The sequence below is a fragment of the Emticicia fluvialis genome, from assembly GCF_024793945.1.
In the GTDB taxonomy this organism is placed as follows: domain Bacteria; phylum Bacteroidota; class Bacteroidia; order Cytophagales; family Spirosomataceae; genus Emticicia; species Emticicia fluvialis.
On the sequence record NZ_JANUSD010000012.1, the window covers coordinates 34,212 to 51,965 of the forward strand.

Below are 17,754 nucleotides of genomic sequence, written 5' to 3' on the forward strand. Positions count from 1 at the left end.
TTGCCTCCGATAAAAAAACGCAAGTAATCAAAATAATCCACAGGCAGTTATGAGGTATATAACCATCTACTGCTTTTATAAATAACCAATAGCCCCTGCTAATTAACAATGCAACTAAAGTGTATTTTCAGAAAAGTACAAAACGGTGTTCAGACCTTTTTATGCTTGCTCAAATACTGTTTGGCGAAAGCGCTTATCTGCGAAAACCCAACCGTATAGAAACTCAGCAAGGTAAAGTCGAGGTATTTTCTTAACCAATAATAACCAAAGAATGTACCGGATATAAGCGTGAAGAAAGTAGCTAATGCCACACCATTGATGGTTTTAAAAACCGTAAGCGCGATAAAATCGAACACCACATTGGTGGCAAGCATGATAAGTACTTTATAAAAATTTATTTTAGGTTTATGTATAATGTCTAGCGTGATACCTAAGAATCGGTCAATGGGTAGTACCATGGCAAAGCTCATCAGAATCCGATAGGCCGAAGTTGCATCTGTGCCTACATACTTACTACCGCCTAACAACTCAACTGCAAAGTCTGCTAATAAAATAATCAGAATAGATACCGGTATTAAACCAATTGAGATGGTGCCCGCATACTTCTGCATAATTTCGGTTACTTCTTTTTTATTGCCTCTGTTAAAAGCAGCCGACATAGATGGCATACCGGTAGCCAGAAAACTACGCAGCGGAATTTCAATGATTTCCATCAGGCGCATCGGAATAGCATACATGGCAATGGCAGCAGGCCCTGCCGTACCCAACAGAAACATAATGATGAACGTATCTGAACTACGCAGCAAGTTGGTACTGATGGATGTACCAACGCTATATTTACCGAAATTAAACAAATCAAGTATGATTTCCCTGGTTCGCTTCGGGAACGTTCGTATGTGTGTCCAGCCTTTAATAATACAATAGCTGCTTACCACAAAGGCGCTTCCGGCGTTTATCATAAACAGTAAATCACTGTGCAGTTTACCGAAGATGATAGTGAGCAGAATCATCACAATAAAAAAGCCCTGATTGAGTATACGTAGTATCAGTAGCTTGTCAAATCTTTGGCTGGCTTGCAGTATCCACGACGAAATGGCAGAAGGAAGCGTACATAAGAAGGTGATTCCGAACCATCGGATGGTATTCATGATACCCTCATTGCCGGTAAAGTTTAACAAATGCGCACCAACATAAAACAGTATGTTGGCCACAATCATAATGGCTGTAATTGCCAGACCCAAAAACCATACCGAGCCCAGAACGGCATCACCCCGTTCTTTTTCTGTACCTGAAAAAAACTTAATTAAGCCCACCTGAAGAAAACCGGTTCTGAAAGTATCGAGCAAAACAAAAACAGTCTGAAAGAAAAACCAGTAACCGATTTCGGTAGCAGGTAAGTATCGAAACAGAATACCGATAGTAACCATTGATAAAACAGCCATGCTCCCGTTGGCAAACAAGGATAAGAAATGTCTGTTTTGCAGTTTAGCTATTCCTTTTTTAAGGGTATGAATCATAGGTTAATTAGTGCTTGGTAAAATGTAGTTTAGGATGGCAGGTACTATTTGCCAGCCAGTAATTGGTTCTGAACCTCATATATTTTCTCAACGCAGGCCTCCCAGGTATGGCTTTTACCACAGGCAATAGCTGCTTTTTTTTCTGCTTCTGTTTGAGGCTGAAGTGCCTTTTCAATAGCCTTTATGTATGCCTGTGTACCTACGGCCAATTCAACATGTGGCAAAAACATCTGCATGGCAATGGTACCGGTAGCCACGGTTGGCTTACCCATAGCCAGATACTCATCAATTTTGCGCGGGTAGTTACCTATGGTCAGTTCATTAACGAGTTGAGGATTCATGCAAACATCCATAAACCGGATATAGGCCGGCAATTGAGCTGGTTTTTTAGAACCCAGAAAATGCACATTGCTCATGCCGTGCAACTGGCTGGCCTGAAACATGGCTTCTTCTGGCCCAATCAAAACAAATTGCCATTCTTTTCTTGTGGTGGCCAGCTCTTCCAATAACTTTATGTCGAGCCTTTTGCCCGTAAGAAACCCGGTATACCCAATTCTGGGCTTTGGTATATCTTTCAGGTCGGCTGGTTCCTGATAGCTTTGGTCGGGGTCATACATATCGGTTTCACAACCCTGACCAATATCCAGACTTAACTGATGAAACTGCCGTGCGTACTGCGCCAGATAGGCCGAATTTGCAAAAACAGCATCGGCATCTTTTATAGTATCTGGCTCTATTCTTGTTCCATGAAACTTAAAATAAGGGTGCTCAACCAGATTATCTCTTATATAATAAAAGCTAAGCAAAGGCTTTAGATATGCTTTGGTATACAAGCCTGTAAACATCTGGCTGTCGTTTAAAACCACGCATCTTTCAGCATTCCAGCCCAGTTGTTTAAGGGCCTTTTTAAGGCTGTCAAAAAAGCCTTTTCCGTTTCTTCTGTTCAGAAAATTGTATAATGAAATATTCCGCAGCCAGTTTATAGAATAAGATACAGTAGCCGGGGTATGTATCCAAAGGTTGTCTGCTGCTTTAACGGTATTTTCACCAAAGCCTAAAGACAGCTTCAAACGTTTTTTACCGGCCACAGTGTTGGCCTGTTTATAAACAGATTTTATATCAATAGCAGGATTAACATACATAACCGGTTTGTTCTTGCTGAATTCAACAGCCAGGTTACGGGCATTACTGCCCAGGTTCAGCTCCCATTCCTGCTGGGCAATAACTATGTATGCGTCAATCTCTTTTAACATGTTTTTTTACTTTAGCTTTAAGCCCTTGTTTAAAACCCCAGATTAAACATACAATAGCGGGTATGGCAATAATTTCCCAAGGCATCTTTTTAATGTTCTGTTTCTCCGTGTGGTGTGTGTATAAACTTTTTGCGTGCTTTACCTATATTTAAAGCTGCTATAAGAATAGAAAAAATAGCAACCGGTATCTGTAAAAAGGCAGCCAACAGTTGTCTGTTATACCATTTTGTCGGAATCCCCATCAGCAAGGCAATAGCAAGGGCAATAAATAAACCCAGGCTGTAATATAACAAAGACGGCACGAGGAAAAAGGTAAATGCTACCCACAAAACCAGAACTGCCACCAGCATTACTCTGGGCAGCAGGTAGGTCTGAAACACTTTATTGAAAAAAGAAACATTGCCTTTAAACAGCATTACCCAGCCTTCAACAAAATACTTTTCAAGAAATTCTATTTGCATGGCCAGCCAGCGGCTTCTCTGTTTGCTGAACACCTCCGTTTTTGCCACTTTTTCGTCATACACATAATGGCCGTCCAGAAAAGCAATTTTCTTGCGTAGCTTCATCAACCTGAACTCCAGTTCTTTATCTTCGCCAGAGGTATCGCCGATATCAGCCAGCAGGTTTACAAATAATGACCAGTTAAATGCCATACCACTGCCTATCAGGGCAGAGGGCAAACCAACTGCTACATGGCCTCTTCTGAAAATATGGTTATTAATTTCTTCTGTGCAGGCGTCCAGCAATGCAAAGGGGGTCTGAAAATTCTTGGCTGTGCGATGGCCTTGCACGGCCTCATAGCCAGCCTCAAATGCGTTGTTTACGGCATTCAAAAAACCGGGGGCCATGTGGTTGTCGGCATCAAGAATAACCACTATATCAACTGGCTCATTGATGGTGGCATCAATGGCTTTTTGCAGCGCTTTACCCTTGGTGCTTTTCTCGAAGCTCACTTCAACTATTTTTATAGGAAGAGCCCTTAAAACATTAAGCGTTTTTTCGGTGAAAGAATCAGCAATAATAACTACTTCAAACAATTCAGCGGGGTAATCCTGCCTGATGGCGTCTTTTGCGGTAGCAATAATAACCGAGTCTTCTTTATACCCCGGTATAAAAATGCGTATCTTTCTGTTTTTTGCGGCTTTGGCAAAGGCTGTTTTTTTACCCACTTTACCGGCAACCGAAAAAAACAACAGATACACCACCTGTATGGTAAGGTAAATCAGAATAGCATATTGCAGAATAAGACCCACGTAGTGCATCGCAAATAGTTTTAGGTTGTTTTTTATTTACTGATACCGGCTGGCAATGGTGTGTCCCATCTAGGGCTTAGCCATATTATAACCCAACTGAAATAGATAACTGCCGACGACGGCATGGCATTCATTACTTCGTTTCCATAACTACACAGCAGAATACCCGTTGCCCCGGCACATATAGATGTAAGCTGATTTTTGAGAACGGGGTCACGGGTTTTCCAGATTATGCCAGAGCATTTACCGGTTATATACATCATGCTTCCAAACCAGATAATAAACCCGACTATGCCGTACATGCCCCATATTTTTACATACATGCTGTCTGGCGGTATGGTTGAAATAAACTTATCTGCGTTGTATTTAGTACCCCAGTTACCCATTGTACCCACACCGGCACCAAAAGGCTTGTTTTTTATAAATTCACTTAGTTTTTTCTGATTCCGTAACCTTGCCTGCAATGATGGGTCTTCAGGGTCAAGTGATGTTCTGAATCTAACAATCTGGGCATTGCCGTTGCCAATGGTGGTGTACTTTAACATGCCTAAAAAACCAAGACCAATTACTGACCCTAAAATCAGCATCTTTATCTGCTTGCTTAAAACCAGAAAAGTAAAACCGCCACCAACCAGTGCTGCCATGGCTCCGCGCGTTCCAGAAAGCAGCATTCCATAAAAAATAATAACGGCGGCTATCAAATACCCGAGTTTCTTTGCCTTACTATATGGCCCAACGGCCAGTATAAAACACATAATAGATAACTGCGCCTGCGATGCCCCAAACTGGGCAGCCTCCGGATAGTAAGAGAATATCCGTAGCTTGCCAAACAAAATGTGTGTAACTTTTGCTCCTGCCTCCAGCCATCTCATTTCTGCAGCATCGGGCCCGAGTATATTTTGCTTTACACCATAGAGGGCACCCAGCAGCGACAAAATAATGATTATATTCAGAAAGATATTCACATCTTTCTTTTTATTGAGCAATAAATAGCCCGTTGCTACTGTCAGTATCCAATATAAGGTGGTTGACCTCATTTCATAAAACCATCCTTCAAAGCTGGGTCTTTCCGGGTTTCCGATTTGCAGAACCGTAATTACAAACCAAACAAAAGCAATCCAAAACAAATCGTTATTGAGATGCCTGATTCTATATCTGTTTGTGGTATTAAATAAAAGGCTTAAGACAATCAGCACAAGAATGGCATCCATTCCCAAACCAAACTGAATACCGACTATGTGTTTGCCCAATGTAGGCATTAAAAAGCAATAGACTAAAAAGAAATAGATGCCAAACCGGGGCTTGTAGAAAAGAACAACGACGAAGGCAATTACAAACGGCAAAACAATAACCATCATTCCGATGGTTATTCCTATATTAGCAATGGCCCATCCTAAAATAACAGCAATAAGAGTAAATGGTATTAGCCATATACTCTTAAGTTTATTTCTGTTAGATGTATATAAAACATCATTTTCCATGCAGTAGCAGAAGCAATTAAATCAATCAGAACCGGAAGGGTTTTCAAGGAATCGGGTTAACGAATCCTCGATTTATTTCCAAATTCAAGTTTAACCAGGCTTTTTATAAAAGAGCGCAACGCGTTTCTTTTCTTGGGTACTTCGCCCAATGTCTCTTCGGCAAAATCTGTCTCTACACCATTCAGCAAAACCATAGGGGTTGTACCAGTTGTTTTTGCAAACAAGTCAAGGATTTCGTCGTCTCGCTGATCCCAGATACGGTTAGCTCTGCAAAGCAGAATTGTCTGATGTAAATGAGGAAACAACCCAGGCTTGATTATCATTTTTTCAAGCGGCGGAAACTCAATAAGCACAAAATCTACGTCTTTCTTTACAATCAGGGTATTTTTAGCTTCCCAGTTGGCAATCATGTTTTCTTCGGTATCCCATTGGTGGGCTTCCAGGCTCATAGGCATAGAAATACCAAGTTGTTTATATTCAATAGTTGGCAGCAGCAATTGTTTTTCAACGCTGAAGCTCAGATTGGTCAGTTCTTGCTCCAGCATATCAATAATGGTGCTTTTGCCCTCACCTTTCTGCACACTCACAAAACCAATATAGACCGGCTTGTCGAGGGGGTCCACCCTTGATAGCACTTGCTGCATCAAACGAACATTGGCCAACTCAAGAAATTTGGGATTCTCGGTCAACAGCGGGTATAAGCCCATAAATGGCTTACCTATCATTTTTTTAGCTCTGCTAGGCTCAAGAATGGTTTTATTAATAAAGGCATTGCCTAAAACTACTGACAGCACCATTATAAAACCACCCAGAAAACCCACAACCACCAGAATAATCCTTTTAGAAGCATTGGGTTTAAGGGGCAGATAAGGCGGGTCAACCACGTTTAGTTTTGAGGTGATTTCAGAGTTCTGTTGCGAAAGTTTAGCAAGGTTAAGGTCATGAAGCATCTGCAAATACTCTTGCTCATAAACAGATATCTGCCTTTCAATCTTTTTAAGGAAAGCGCCCAGCGGAGCAAATTTCCGGTATTCTTCAGTAAATTCTCTTTTGCGTTTATCCATCACTGCCAGTTTGGCTTTACCCTGTTCTACTGCAATGGTATTTTTAAACCATTCGTCAAGCACATTTTTGGTGGGTATTCCCTCTGGCGTATTTGTGTTGGCATTCAGCTTATCTAATGATACCCTCAGGTTATTTTCAATAACGTTGGCATAAGATTTAAGGCTGTCTAGTTCTCTCTTGTTTCCTTTGCCCCTATTAATTGCCTCACTAAAGGCAATTTTATTATAGACATCCGAGAGTTTTTCACGCTCGTTAATGATCTCACTACCGTAGAGCGACTGGTAAACTCGGTTCTTGATATTTTCATTTACTTTATCTAAAGACCTGATTGAGGCCTGCTCGTCCATTTCCAGATTATGGTTCAAGGCATACAAATCTTCTTTTTCGTTGGCAACTGCCTTACTTTGTTCATAATAGTTGATAATATCGTTTTTCTTGTTAAACTCAAGAAAAACCTGCTCAACAGAATCGAGCCGGGCAAAAGACTTTTTGCTTTGCTCTTCAAAATAGCCTACAACCGAAACGGTTTGCCCGCCTTTCAGTAAACGATACTTATCCATGAAGATGTCTTCCAACAGCTCAAGTGTGTGTTTACAAATAAAAGGGTCATTGGCTTCATAAGAAATCTTGATGAAGTCGCTGCTGCTAACACGGTTCGATTTTATATTATTTAGTGCATCAATTGAGTAATTAGGCACTTTTGAGTTTATGAGCCTGTAAATAACATTGGTGTCATTCTTTTTCATGTAGCTCGCAATTGCGGCGCGGGTTTCAGGCAGCGTAGATTTTACGACACTATCAATGGTCGACTGCGGCACGAGTTTCTTCAACTCGGTATAAGACCCCCAGGTCATTTTTGAGGGGTCATGGTTTTTCATAAATAAGTGTTCGGCCAGCAAACTTACTGCCACATCTTCTTTGGTTTCTCTGGCCTGAATAAGAGAAAGCAGGTTATCAAATGCATTATTGGCAGTAAAAAAGTCGGCTTTTATACTGCCAATCAGACTATACCCGGATGCAATACCTGTATAAATGGTCGTTTCGGAGGTATAAACTTTTTTCTCGTTTCTGGTAAAATAAAAAATGGTTGCAGCCAGAACCAGAGGCACTAAAATGAGTGCCTTCAGGTTTTTGTAAATGATATTTAAAAAATGAAGAAGTGTCATTTCACTTGTTGTAATAATGAGGACAGACTAACACCCGTAAATGATTCTAACTGAAAAAGATTGGTCTGAAATTTATTTAAAGTGGTTTCGTATTCCATTTTTGCCTTGTTGATGTAATCAAGCATTCTGGATACTTCAGATACACTAAGCTGACCCTGCAAAAACTCTTTCTCTGCCAGATTGTAATTAACCTGAAAAGCCTGTTTGTTACTACTGCTGATAGCCAGTAGTTTATGAGAAAGTTTTAATTCCTGATACAGGGCTATTACATCTTGTCTGATTGACAATGCTGAAACGTCTTTATCGTTCTCGATTGATTCTATCTGAGCCTTTCCGGTGTTTATCAGGTGTTTTCTGTTAAGTAAACCTGAAAGCGGGAAACTAATACCACCACCTACACTATAGAACCCCGACTGAACCATTGTGAGCCTGTTAAGCACGTTTTCGTACGAGGTCTGGTCGGTAACGGCTGAATAATTGGTTCCATAATGGTAATTCCCCCCTACTGTAATTCCGCTGTAAATGAGGTTTTTATTATATTTCAGAGTTGATTCTGCCGCCTTAAGGTTACTATTCAGTTTTTTTATCTGCGGCGAGTTTTTTAAGGCTGCATCAATCAAAAGGGGCAAAAGGGCGTCGGTAGCCAATGCTCTTGTCAGGGCATCATCTGCGGCAGTTACCTGAGCTCTTGTCTCAGAAATGGTAAAAAAGTAGGAAACTAAAAAGATGAATACAATTAGAGAATTTTTACGCAATGCCATTTAAAAAGACTGGTTATTGTTATGATAAATACACATAAACTGAGCTACACCGGCTTACAAAACCCATTATCAGTCAGTATGTCAAAAACTGTGCCTTTTTAATAAAAACAATCAAAAAATAGACGTGTACCGTAACACGTTGTAAAAATAACACAAAAATATCGGAACATTTACGTTGCGCGCCTGGCTTTTTCCCATATTCCTGAACTTACCCCCTTTCTATAACGGTTAAAGCCCAATATAGCGCAGTAGTTCATAAATGAAAAATAGAACGGAACGAACAAAAGTTTGATTCTCATCTTCCGGTTTTCGAACCAATACCCTAATATAGCTAATAAATAAAATAAAACCTGCGCGGCCATTATTATTTTGTAAAAACTAAAGAGATTATCCGGGTCTTCCAGCAGTACTATTAGCAGGTTACACAAAAAAATAAGTGGCAGACAAAACGGGGCCACTGCCCACCGCATTGCCCTGTGAGAAACATACTGAAACGAAAGCCATCCGTATCTGAAAACGTTCCATAAAAATGCAAGTCGTTCTATTGACTGAAACCCACCTGTTGCAATTCGTACTTTCCGTTTCATTTCGTCATCTATTGAAAATGAGGGGCGTTCTATGGCGTAGGCATCAGGTTCATAAATTACTCTGTATCCGGCAGCGGCTACCCGCAGCGACACCATGAAGTCATCAAGCAGCGTATCTTTTTCAACGTTTCCGTAAAGGTGCGTTCTTACGGCAAAAAGTTCTCCGGCTGCTCCTACAACTGAGTAGAGCCGGGTATCCAGTTTCTTCAGAAAAGATTCATACTTCCAGTATAAGCCCTCGCCTGCCCCGGCGGCGGCCTCACTGTTATCGGTCTGAATCCGCTTCTCACCTGCTACTGCGCCAACGTTTTCGTCCTCAAAATGTCTTACAATGTTTTTAAGTACATCGTTGTTCAGGGTTGTATTGGCGTCGGTAAAAATAACAATCGGGGTGGTTATGGTTTTAATGGCCATATTCATGGCCTCAATTTTCCCCTTTCGTTCTTTGCCACCTATAATGCGCAGCCTGGGGTAGAGTGGTTTTAGCCCCTCAAGGTACTCAGTAGTACCATCGTTTGAGCCTTCGGTTACAAAAAGAACTTCGAGCTTATCTGCCGGATACTCAAGACCAAAAGAATTTTTAACCTTGTCAGCAATGCAGGTCATCTCGTTATAGGCCGGAACCACCAAGGTAATTTCTGGTTGGAATGATGGGTTATTAAAGGTTTTAAATGAAATACCCATCATTTTTCTGATTTTAACAAGCAACCATGCTAACAATCCGTAGCCTAAGTACGTGTAAAAAACCAGGCCTGTAAAAACCCAAAAAAGAACTTCTATAATAGTTTTCATCTGTGGGGGTAATAACGTGTTTGCGTTTTAAGTAAGGTAGTTACAAAGGTTTAATCAGGGAAAGGCTGACAGGTAAAGCAGTTTGAAAACCGGAGACTCACAGGTAGTCTTCCATCCGTTTAAGGTCTTCTTCTATAACAAGTTTGGCGTGGTTTACGTCAACCGCAATTTGCTGGTATAGGTTATTGAGTTCGCCTGCTTCCGGATTTGCCTTTGCGTAGGATTCAAATGCCTGCATTTTAGGGTGTAGAAAAGTAAGCCCCACCATTGAAAAAGATGGTTTTATCTGATGAGCCAGGCGGCCAACTTCATTAAAGTTTTTCTGGTTGATTTGTTCCTGTATTTCGTTCCAGACAGGGATACTTTCTTCCAGAAAAGAATTAAACATTATTTGCACGATAGAGAGGTCTCCACCGTAAATCTCGTTTATATAATCGGCATCAAGATGCGCATTAAACTCAAACATAATAAAACGGTTTTAATACGTTATGAAAGTAAAATTAATACCATAGTTAATCTTTTTTATATTTCTTTTTTAGCAACAAAAGTCAATCAAAAACCATACAGATAAATTGCCTAAAGCATATTTAACCTGTTCATGAGCTCAGGCTTATTGGCCCGGCTGATAGGAATAACCTTTTTGGCTATTACCAGGTTGTTTTCTTCAATGTCTACGATTTTATCGAGGTGAACTATATAAGAGCGATGAACGCGTAAAAACTGCTCTCCCAGCTTTTCTTCCAGATACTTCATGGTGGTATGGATAATGTAGGAATTATCCTGCGTGAAAATCTTCACGTAATCGCCGATATTTTCGATATACAATATATCCGCATACGGAAGCCTTACGTATCTTCCATCTGTTTTTACGTAAATTTCCTGTCTTTGGGGCGAAACCGTTGTTTTTTTAGAATGTAGTTCCAGTGCCTTATCTACCGCCATTCTGAAGCGCGGCAGCATAATTGGTTTCTTAAGATAATCGGTTACCTGATACTGATAGGCATCAAAAGCATATTCAGTTTTGGTGGTTGTCATGATTATCTGAGGTATTGATGTGAGGTTCTCCAATAAATCGAACCCAGAAAGACCCGGCATCTCTACATCAAGCCAAATAAGATCCGTCTTTTCAGATGAGAGGTAAACCAGGGCATCTTCGGCATTTTCAAAAACTGCAGCCAGTTCAAGCGACTCATGTTGCTCACAAAGCCGCTGCAATGATTTACGCGCCATTACTTCATCTTCAACGATGATACATTTCAATTTCATGCTTGTAATTTGGCTAGTTCATTCCTTATAATAGGAAGGCTTTGATTAATATCTTCAAATATATTTTTCCATGTTTCCAGCAGTTCCTGCGTTTCAGATGGTTGCCTTATTCTGTCTTCAAAATCAAACATTCTTTTTTCCAGTTCTGTAAGGCCAACCATACCTAAAGTTGGTTTTAGTTTATGCACTACTTTGGCCAGGCTTTCTCTCTCGTTGGTTTGAATTAACCCGGCTAGAGAATTAAAGTCTGGCACTACTTCGCTCAGAAAAGTGCGGAACATATCAGCGGCATAATCTTTATCGTCTCCGTATAGCTCATTTAAACAGGCCCGGTTCAGCTCAATGCCATCGGTGGCATTCTGCTGGCCAGTGTTTTCATCTTCATGGCCATTGAGATACTCCTGTATAGTACCCAGCAAATGGTTGGGCGTAAAAGGTTTAGATATAAAACCATTCATACCAACTGCCAGAGCTCTGTTCTTCTGGTCAATCATTGCTGAGGCAGTGAGGGCCAATATAGGGGTTTTTCTGTTTAAATTAGTGGTATTTCTGATATTTATGGCGGCCTCATAGCCATCCATATTCGGCATCTGAATATCCATTAAGATGATATCAAACTTCTCCTGGCTTGCCAGCTCAACAGCTTTTTTGCCGTCTGCGGCAATAATATATGAAATACTCCATTTATCGAGCAGGTTACTGATATACTTCTGATTCATGGCATTATCTTCAGCAATCAGTACTTTTCCGGCCTTTAATGCAGTAGGCAATGGGGTTCTTTTCGCAACGCTTACCTCGGCAACTTTCCGGTAAGGCAGCACAAATGTAAACACAGACCCGGCACCTTCATGACTTTTAACTGATATATTACCCCCCTGCAACTCTACCAATTGCTTGGTAATGGTAAGCCCAAGACCAGTGCCTTTATGCTTGTTTCCGTGCAGTGTAATCTGCTCAAATTTCTGAAAAACAAGGTCTAGCTTTTCTTCCGGAATACCAATGCCGGTGTCAGAAACCTTAAATTCAAGCCATACCCTTTCTCCATCTTCTTTTTTTACCTTTACCGAAACATCTATTGAACCCTCAAGTGTAAACTTCTCTGCATTACCAATCAGGTTCAGTAATATCTGGTTAAGGAGCAGGTCGTCTCCTATGTAATTTCCGGTTATGCGGGCATCAATCATTAAATCAAGATTGATGGGCCGGTTACCCAGTTTTATTTTAAACACCTGCTGGGTGGCACGCAACAAACCTACAAGATCAAACGGTTTTTTCTTGACCTCAATTTTGCCGTCTTCAATTTTTGCCATATCCAGCAGGTTCGAAATCAAACCGTATAAAAAGTCTGCCGTGGTTTTCAGCGCTTCCAGAAACTCCTTCTGCTGCTGGCTCGGCCGGGTGTCAAACAAAAGGTGTGTCATGCCAATAATGGCGTTCAGCGGTGTTCTTATCTCGTGGCTCATATTTGCCAGAAACTGCTTTTCTGCCTGCCTTGCTTCTTCGGCTACCTGTTTTGCCTTGGCGAGCTCCTGTTCAAGCAATTTCCGACTGGTAATATCATAATGCACACCTATTGAACCCACCAGATTACCGTTTTCATCCATAACAGGCGAGCCACTGATAATGGCCCAAAGGTCGCTCCCATCTTTTTTTAACATTTTCATTTCATAAGAGCTGCCTATTCCGTGTTTCCTCTTAGCCTGTTCATGGATAAGCACGTCTTCATAGCCTTTACCTATCAGTAAATCGGCAGCTATTTTTCCTACCAGTTCTTCTTCGGTATAGCCCACCATTTTACAGAAACTGCCATAGGCACGGATAATCCTTTGGTCGTTATCAACTTCCAACAGGCCCAAAGTCATGTTATCCATTATTTTCCTGTACTTCTCCTCGCTTTTTCTGATGTTTTCGGCTGTCAGGAATCTCTGAGTAATATCGGCATATTCCCAAAGACTCCCGCGATACGCGCCGTCTAGAAAAATAGGTATGTAATCACGTTCCAGTATTCTTCCGTCGGCGGTTGTGAGTTTTTCTTCAACCACCGTTTCTTTTTTGCCAAGCAGGCAGGCCATGTTTGAAAGAAACTGGTCAGTTTCATCAAAACACAATTTAACGTGTTCAAGCAAATCCAGGTAATTGGCACCAATCAGCTGCTCCGGGGCATCAGAGATTTTAAAAAAATCACAAAATTGCTGATTCACCAATATTATTTTTCTGTTTTCGTCTTCTACCAGAACGCCTTTCTGAAGATTAGCAATCAGGGCAGTCAGGCGTCGTTGGGTAGTCCGGAGTTCATCACTGCTGTTTTTTCTTTCAGTAATATTCCTGGCCACCGCCGATAACTCAACAATCCGGTTATTTTCTTTAAGTAAATGAACACTCTGGCCTATCCACACCACCTGGTTATCTTTGGTAAAAGCAGGAAACTCCACATAGGTGCTTTCCTTCTTTTCTTTCATCATGTTCAGGTAAAAACCTACCAGTTGCTCTCTGTATTCGGGTATTACCAGCTCAGTAAAGTGTTTTCCTATTATCTCTTCGGGTTCATAACCCAATGCCTCTCTAACTACCGGGTTTACAAACGTAAAAAAGCCTTCGGGTGTAATTTTATAAACAATATCTTTTAACGACTCAATGAGTATCTGATACCTGTTCTCAATTTTCTGAACTGCTTCATTGCCTTCAAGCCTTTGTCTTTCAAAATCAGCATTAAAACTGTAAAGCTTTTCATTCAGCTCAACTAGTTGCTGTTTTTTTTCCTGTAGCAAAGCTTCGGTTTCTAACCTGGCTTTTCTCTCCTGCTCAAGCTGTTGTTTGAGAAGTTCTAATTCCTCCATAATTGCTGCCTGATATAATCTGATAAACTGTAATAATAAATACGCATTGTAAGCCATTCAGGGCATACAATACAATAGCCTAGGCTAAATATTTTAATGGATAGCAGTTTCTGGAAATAATATCTAGAGCAATACAGAAAACATCAGTTTGAATTTTGTTCAACTTACTCAAAAGCATTTCAATTCATTTTCAATAGCAACACTCAGATACAACATCCCATCAACTACATTTCATTGTTTCAGGAACGACACAGGCTTGTAATTTGGCTTGAAAACCACAATAAACATGCCCATTTGTAAATTAAAAAAAATATTTGTCTTTATGGCATCAAAAAAAAATTAAAAATCTTTTAACTTTCCAATCAGGAACCACAACAGACGCTAATTTTAATGTTTAAATACACAGCTTTTAAAAAACTTCTGACCTTTCTCAAAAAGTTTAAAAGCACCTTTTTTGTAAAAATATTTTTCGAAACCTACTTATAAATAACCAGTTACAAACCAAATATGACCTAAATATCCATCAGACACCTACTTTTATAACTTCAATATTCTGTAGTTATTTCATACATTTACAATACAAAAACCAAATATATTTATATTATCATGAAAAAAAAGCTACTTGCTTGGAGTTTTTTACTCTGCCTTTTGCTTTCTTTAAAAGTATCTGCACAGAATACCATAAAAGGGAAAGTAACTTCTGCCGATGACGGAGCCCCGATTCCGGGTGTAAACGTAACTGTAAAAGGAACCAGTATTGGTACTACCACCGATGGAAACGGTATGTATTCTATTGCTGCCAGAAGCGGCACCGAACTGGTTTTCAGCTTTGTGGGTATGGAAACCCAGACCGTACTGGTCATTAACCAATCTACTATTAATGTGGTTTTAAGTGCCGGTAGTTCTACACTTGGCGAAGTGGTAGTAACTGCTCTGGGGCAAACACAAGAGAAACGCGCCATTGGTTATTCAATACAATCGCTTAAAGCTGAAGAAATAAAGAACTCAGGGAATCAGAACCTTGTGGGTGCATTACAGGGTAAAATTGCCGGAGCCGTTATAACCGGTTCAGGAGGCGCGCCAGGTGCGGGTATCAATATTATTCTCAGAGGTGTTACATCCCTGAGTGGAAATGCCGACAACCAGCCACTCTTTGTTGTTGATGGTATCATTATCTCTAACTCAACCAGCACAGGTAACCCATTACCCAGTGCAGGTAGTAACTCACCGGGTGCAGGCGAACAATTTGCCAACACTAACCGGGCTGCCGACATTAACCCTGACGACGTTGAAAGTATATCTGTACTAAAAGGCCCTGCAGCTACGGCGCTTTATGGTTTGCGGGCTTCAAACGGGGCTATCATTATTACAACCAAAAGAGGCAAATCCGGTAAGCTGAACATCTCGGTTTCGTCTTCTGTAAGTGCCGATGTGCTGGGCAAATCACCCTCTATTCAAACTTCGTTCTTGCAAGGTCGTTTAGGCGAGTTTATTCCGCTTACTACTACAGGTAGAACCCCATACCAGTCGTTCGGGCCTGTTTTTGACCCTCAAAACACTACCGACAGGATTTACGACAACTTCCGCGGTTTTTACAGAACGGGTATGACCAACAATAATAATATTACCCTTACCAAAGGTGGAGAGAAAGGCAATGTTTATGTATCGCTGGGCCGTAGTTACCAGTCTGGTATAGTACCGAATACTGATTTCGGCCGTACTTCTGCTAAAGTGGCCGGTTTATATAATATCACCAAAGATTTTTCTGTTTCGGCCTCTTTCAATTATATTAATTCTGGTGGTAAACGCCCACCTGCCGGCGATAAATCAATCTTTAGTGCTTTGGCTTACTGGCCTAACACTTATGATGTAAACGATTACCTGAATACAGACGGAACGCAAAAAAATATTCTGCCGGGCTTTACCGACAACCCTCGATACCTGGTTGAAAGAAGCCCGCGTGTAGATAAGGTGAACCGCTACATTGCTGACGTAACCTTAAACTACAACATTACCGATTGGTTGTCTGCAAAATATCAGCTAACCTACGATACCTACCACGAAACCCGCAGCCGCCAGGTTGATAGTACTTTTGACGTCGGTATCCAGGTAAAAGGTTTTCTTGTGAACGAGTTTCTGAACTACCGCGAGCTCAACTCAAACTTTTACGTAACAGCTAAAAAAGATTTCGGAAATAACTGGAGCGGTTCATTGATGCTTGGCAACTCTTTAGTAAACAGCGAACGCCCGGACAGCTACTACATTCGCGGTGAAGGATGGAAGACGCCATTTACTAACGATATGAGCAGCTACCGTAACCAGCAAACACGGTTTTACTCGCCTGCGCATTACAGAATAGCCAGTTTCTTTGGCGATGCCAAACTGAGTTATAAGGACCTTTTATATTTGAATATTACAGGCAGAAACGACATTGTTTCAACGCTGCCTCAGGCCAATAACTCTTTCTTCTATCCGTCGTTTAACCTTGGGTATATATTTACCGAGCATCTGCCGGCCAATAATGTTTTGTCTTATGGTAAGTTACGTGCCTCGTGGGCACAGGTAGGTAAAGGTACCGACCCTTACGTATCTGGCAGTTATTATGAAATAACCGATAATTTTCCGTTTGGTAACACCGTGCCGGGTTACTTCAGAAGAACTACTACTGCCGACCCTAACCTGAAACCGGAGCGTACCACCTCAATAGAAGTTGGTACCGAACTACGCTTCTTCAAAAACCGGTTCATGCTCGACGCCACCTACTTTACTATGGATAGCCGCGACCAGATAGTGCGCGCCCCTGTGTCTAACGTGTCGGGTTATTCATTCTATTATACCAACATTGGTCTGATACGCAACAAAGGTGTAGAGTTGCTGGCTACTGCAAAAATTATCCAGAGCAAGGATTTTTCATGGGATGCCTCACTGAACTGGTCGAAGATGTCGGGTAAAGTAATTGAAATGCCAGCTGAATTAAAAGAAATAGCTTATTATGACAACGTAGTTGGAAGTTTAAGAATAAGAGAAGGCAGTAAAATTGGCGATTTGTGGGGGTACGATTATCAGAGAGCGCCAGACGGCCAGTTGCTGATAAATGCATCTACGGGTTTTCCGGTAACAAGCACCACCCTGACCCAATATGGAAATGCATTGCCCGACTGGATTGGTGGTTTGACCAATACCTTTAATTATAAAGGTTTAAGTCTGTCTGCATTATTGGAATGGCGCCACGGTGGCGATGCCATAGATCTGGGCGAAAGAAACGCCCTGCGCAGTGGGTCAATCAAACTTACCGAAAGACGCTACGAAAAAGTGGTTTTCAACGGTGTGGTTGAGCAAAAAGGTTCTGATGGTAAATCTACCTACACCCCTAACACAAAAGAGGTATATTTAGATGACTTACTGTACAATCCATCAACTTCTACGCGATTTAATGCCTGGTCGAAACTGAATATTCAGGATGCGTCGTGGATTCGCCTTCGTACAGTTAGCCTAAACTACGCACTGCCGCAAAGCCTGATTGGCAAAACCGTATTTAAAAACGGTGTCAGATTCAGCTTTACAGGTACCAACCTGTTCCTGAACACGCCTTTCCGCGGATATGACCCGGAAGCGCTTTCTTTTGGTTCGGGTACCAATATTATTGGCTTTGTGGGTCGAAACAACCCGGCAACCAAAAGCTTTATGTTTGGTGTGTCGGCTAATTTCTAACATTGTACAGATTTGAAAAACATTATTACCATTATTGCAATGAAAAAAGCACATTATATATATTC

Annotated in this window: 11 protein-coding genes; 1 reads left to right on the plus strand and 10 read right to left on the minus strand. The window is 41.1% G+C overall.

Features of this window, described 5'->3' with window-relative positions:
* Positions 1 to 149 precede the first annotated feature (149 nt).
* The 10 genes from NZ848_RS14595 to NZ848_RS14640 form a co-directional block, all read right to left on the minus strand.
* Entirely contained in the window at positions 150 to 1,517 is a 1,368-nt protein-coding gene (locus tag NZ848_RS14595) for an oligosaccharide flippase family protein (RefSeq protein ID WP_259016102.1), read from the minus strand.
* A gap of 44 nt (positions 1,518 to 1,561) precedes the next feature.
* The gene (locus NZ848_RS14600; RefSeq protein ID WP_259016103.1) at positions 1,562 to 2,770 is read right to left on the minus strand and encodes a glycosyltransferase; all 1,209 of its coding nucleotides are present in this window, start codon (positions 2,768 to 2,770) and stop codon (positions 1,562 to 1,564) included.
* Between the two features lie 89 nt (positions 2,771 to 2,859).
* Positions 2,860 to 4,032 carry a glycosyltransferase gene (locus NZ848_RS14605; protein WP_259016105.1) on the minus strand — a complete coding sequence of 391 codons (1,173 nt, stop codon included), beginning with the start codon at positions 4,030 to 4,032 and terminating at the stop codon, positions 2,860 to 2,862.
* A gap of 23 nt (positions 4,033 to 4,055) precedes the next feature.
* Complete coding sequence (locus NZ848_RS14610; RefSeq protein WP_259016106.1) at positions 4,056 to 5,504, minus strand: O-antigen ligase family protein; 1,449 nt, start codon at positions 5,502 to 5,504, stop codon at positions 4,056 to 4,058.
* A gap of 56 nt (positions 5,505 to 5,560) precedes the next feature.
* Complete coding sequence (locus NZ848_RS14615; RefSeq protein WP_259016107.1) at positions 5,561 to 7,735, minus strand: GumC family protein; 2,175 nt, start codon at positions 7,733 to 7,735, stop codon at positions 5,561 to 5,563.
* Positions 7,732 to 8,496: a TolC family protein gene (locus NZ848_RS14620; RefSeq protein ID WP_259016108.1), complete on the minus strand. Its 765-nt coding sequence runs from the start codon at positions 8,494 to 8,496 to the stop codon at positions 7,732 to 7,734. The genes NZ848_RS14615 and NZ848_RS14620 overlap by 4 nt, the downstream gene beginning before the upstream one ends.
* 170 nt (positions 8,497 to 8,666) lie before the next feature.
* A complete protein-coding gene (locus NZ848_RS14625) occupies positions 8,667 to 9,875 on the minus strand; it encodes a glycosyltransferase family 2 protein (RefSeq protein ID WP_259016110.1) in 1,209 nt (402 codons plus the stop codon).
* Positions 9,876 to 9,972: 97 nt separating this feature from the next.
* On the minus strand, positions 9,973 to 10,341 hold the full coding sequence (locus NZ848_RS14630; protein WP_253534085.1) for an Hpt domain-containing protein: 369 nt from the start codon (positions 10,339 to 10,341) through the stop codon (positions 9,973 to 9,975).
* 110 nt (positions 10,342 to 10,451) lie between these two features.
* Positions 10,452 to 11,141, minus strand: coding sequence for a LytR/AlgR family response regulator transcription factor (locus NZ848_RS14635; RefSeq protein ID WP_101725250.1), 690 nt, complete (start codon positions 11,139 to 11,141; stop codon positions 10,452 to 10,454).
* Positions 11,138 to 13,978 carry a PAS domain-containing hybrid sensor histidine kinase/response regulator gene (locus NZ848_RS14640; RefSeq protein ID WP_259016111.1) on the minus strand — a complete coding sequence of 947 codons (2,841 nt, stop codon included), beginning with the start codon at positions 13,976 to 13,978 and terminating at the stop codon, positions 11,138 to 11,140. The genes NZ848_RS14635 and NZ848_RS14640 overlap by 4 nt, the downstream gene beginning before the upstream one ends.
* 606 nt (positions 13,979 to 14,584) lie before the next feature.
* On the opposite strand from NZ848_RS14640, the gene NZ848_RS14645 reads away from it, so the two are divergent.
* Complete coding sequence (locus NZ848_RS14645; RefSeq protein WP_259016112.1) at positions 14,585 to 17,689, plus strand: SusC/RagA family TonB-linked outer membrane protein; 3,105 nt, start codon at positions 14,585 to 14,587, stop codon at positions 17,687 to 17,689.
* Positions 17,690 to 17,754: the final 65 nt, after the last annotated feature.

Excerpts from the sequence above, each read along its gene's own strand:
- NZ848_RS14620 (WP_259016108.1), bottom strand. The coding sequence starts at position 8,496 with ATGGCATTGCGTAAAAATTCTCTAATTGTATTCATCTTTTTAGTTTCC.
- NZ848_RS14625 (WP_259016110.1), bottom strand. The coding sequence starts at position 9,875 with ATGAAAACTATTATAGAAGTTCTTTTTTGGGTTTTTACAGGCCTGGTT.
- NZ848_RS14600 (WP_259016103.1), bottom strand. The coding sequence starts at position 2,770 with ATGTTAAAAGAGATTGACGCATACATAGTTATTGCCCAGCAGGAATGG.
- NZ848_RS14595 (WP_259016102.1), bottom strand. The coding sequence starts at position 1,517 with ATGATTCATACCCTTAAAAAAGGAATAGCTAAACTGCAAAACAGACAT.
- NZ848_RS14645 (WP_259016112.1), top strand. The coding sequence starts at position 14,585 with ATGAAAAAAAAGCTACTTGCTTGGAGTTTTTTACTCTGCCTTTTGCTT.
- NZ848_RS14605 (WP_259016105.1), bottom strand. The coding sequence starts at position 4,032 with ATGCACTACGTGGGTCTTATTCTGCAATATGCTATTCTGATTTACCTT.
- NZ848_RS14615 (WP_259016107.1), bottom strand. The coding sequence starts at position 7,735 with ATGACACTTCTTCATTTTTTAAATATCATTTACAAAAACCTGAAGGCA.
- NZ848_RS14630 (WP_253534085.1), bottom strand. The coding sequence starts at position 10,341 with ATGTTTGAGTTTAATGCGCATCTTGATGCCGATTATATAAACGAGATT.
- NZ848_RS14635 (WP_101725250.1), bottom strand. The coding sequence starts at position 11,141 with ATGAAATTGAAATGTATCATCGTTGAAGATGAAGTAATGGCGCGTAAA.
- NZ848_RS14610 (WP_259016106.1), bottom strand. The coding sequence starts at position 5,504 with ATGGAAAATGATGTTTTATATACATCTAACAGAAATAAACTTAAGAGT.
- NZ848_RS14640 (WP_259016111.1), bottom strand. The coding sequence starts at position 13,978 with ATGGAGGAATTAGAACTTCTCAAACAACAGCTTGAGCAGGAGAGAAAA.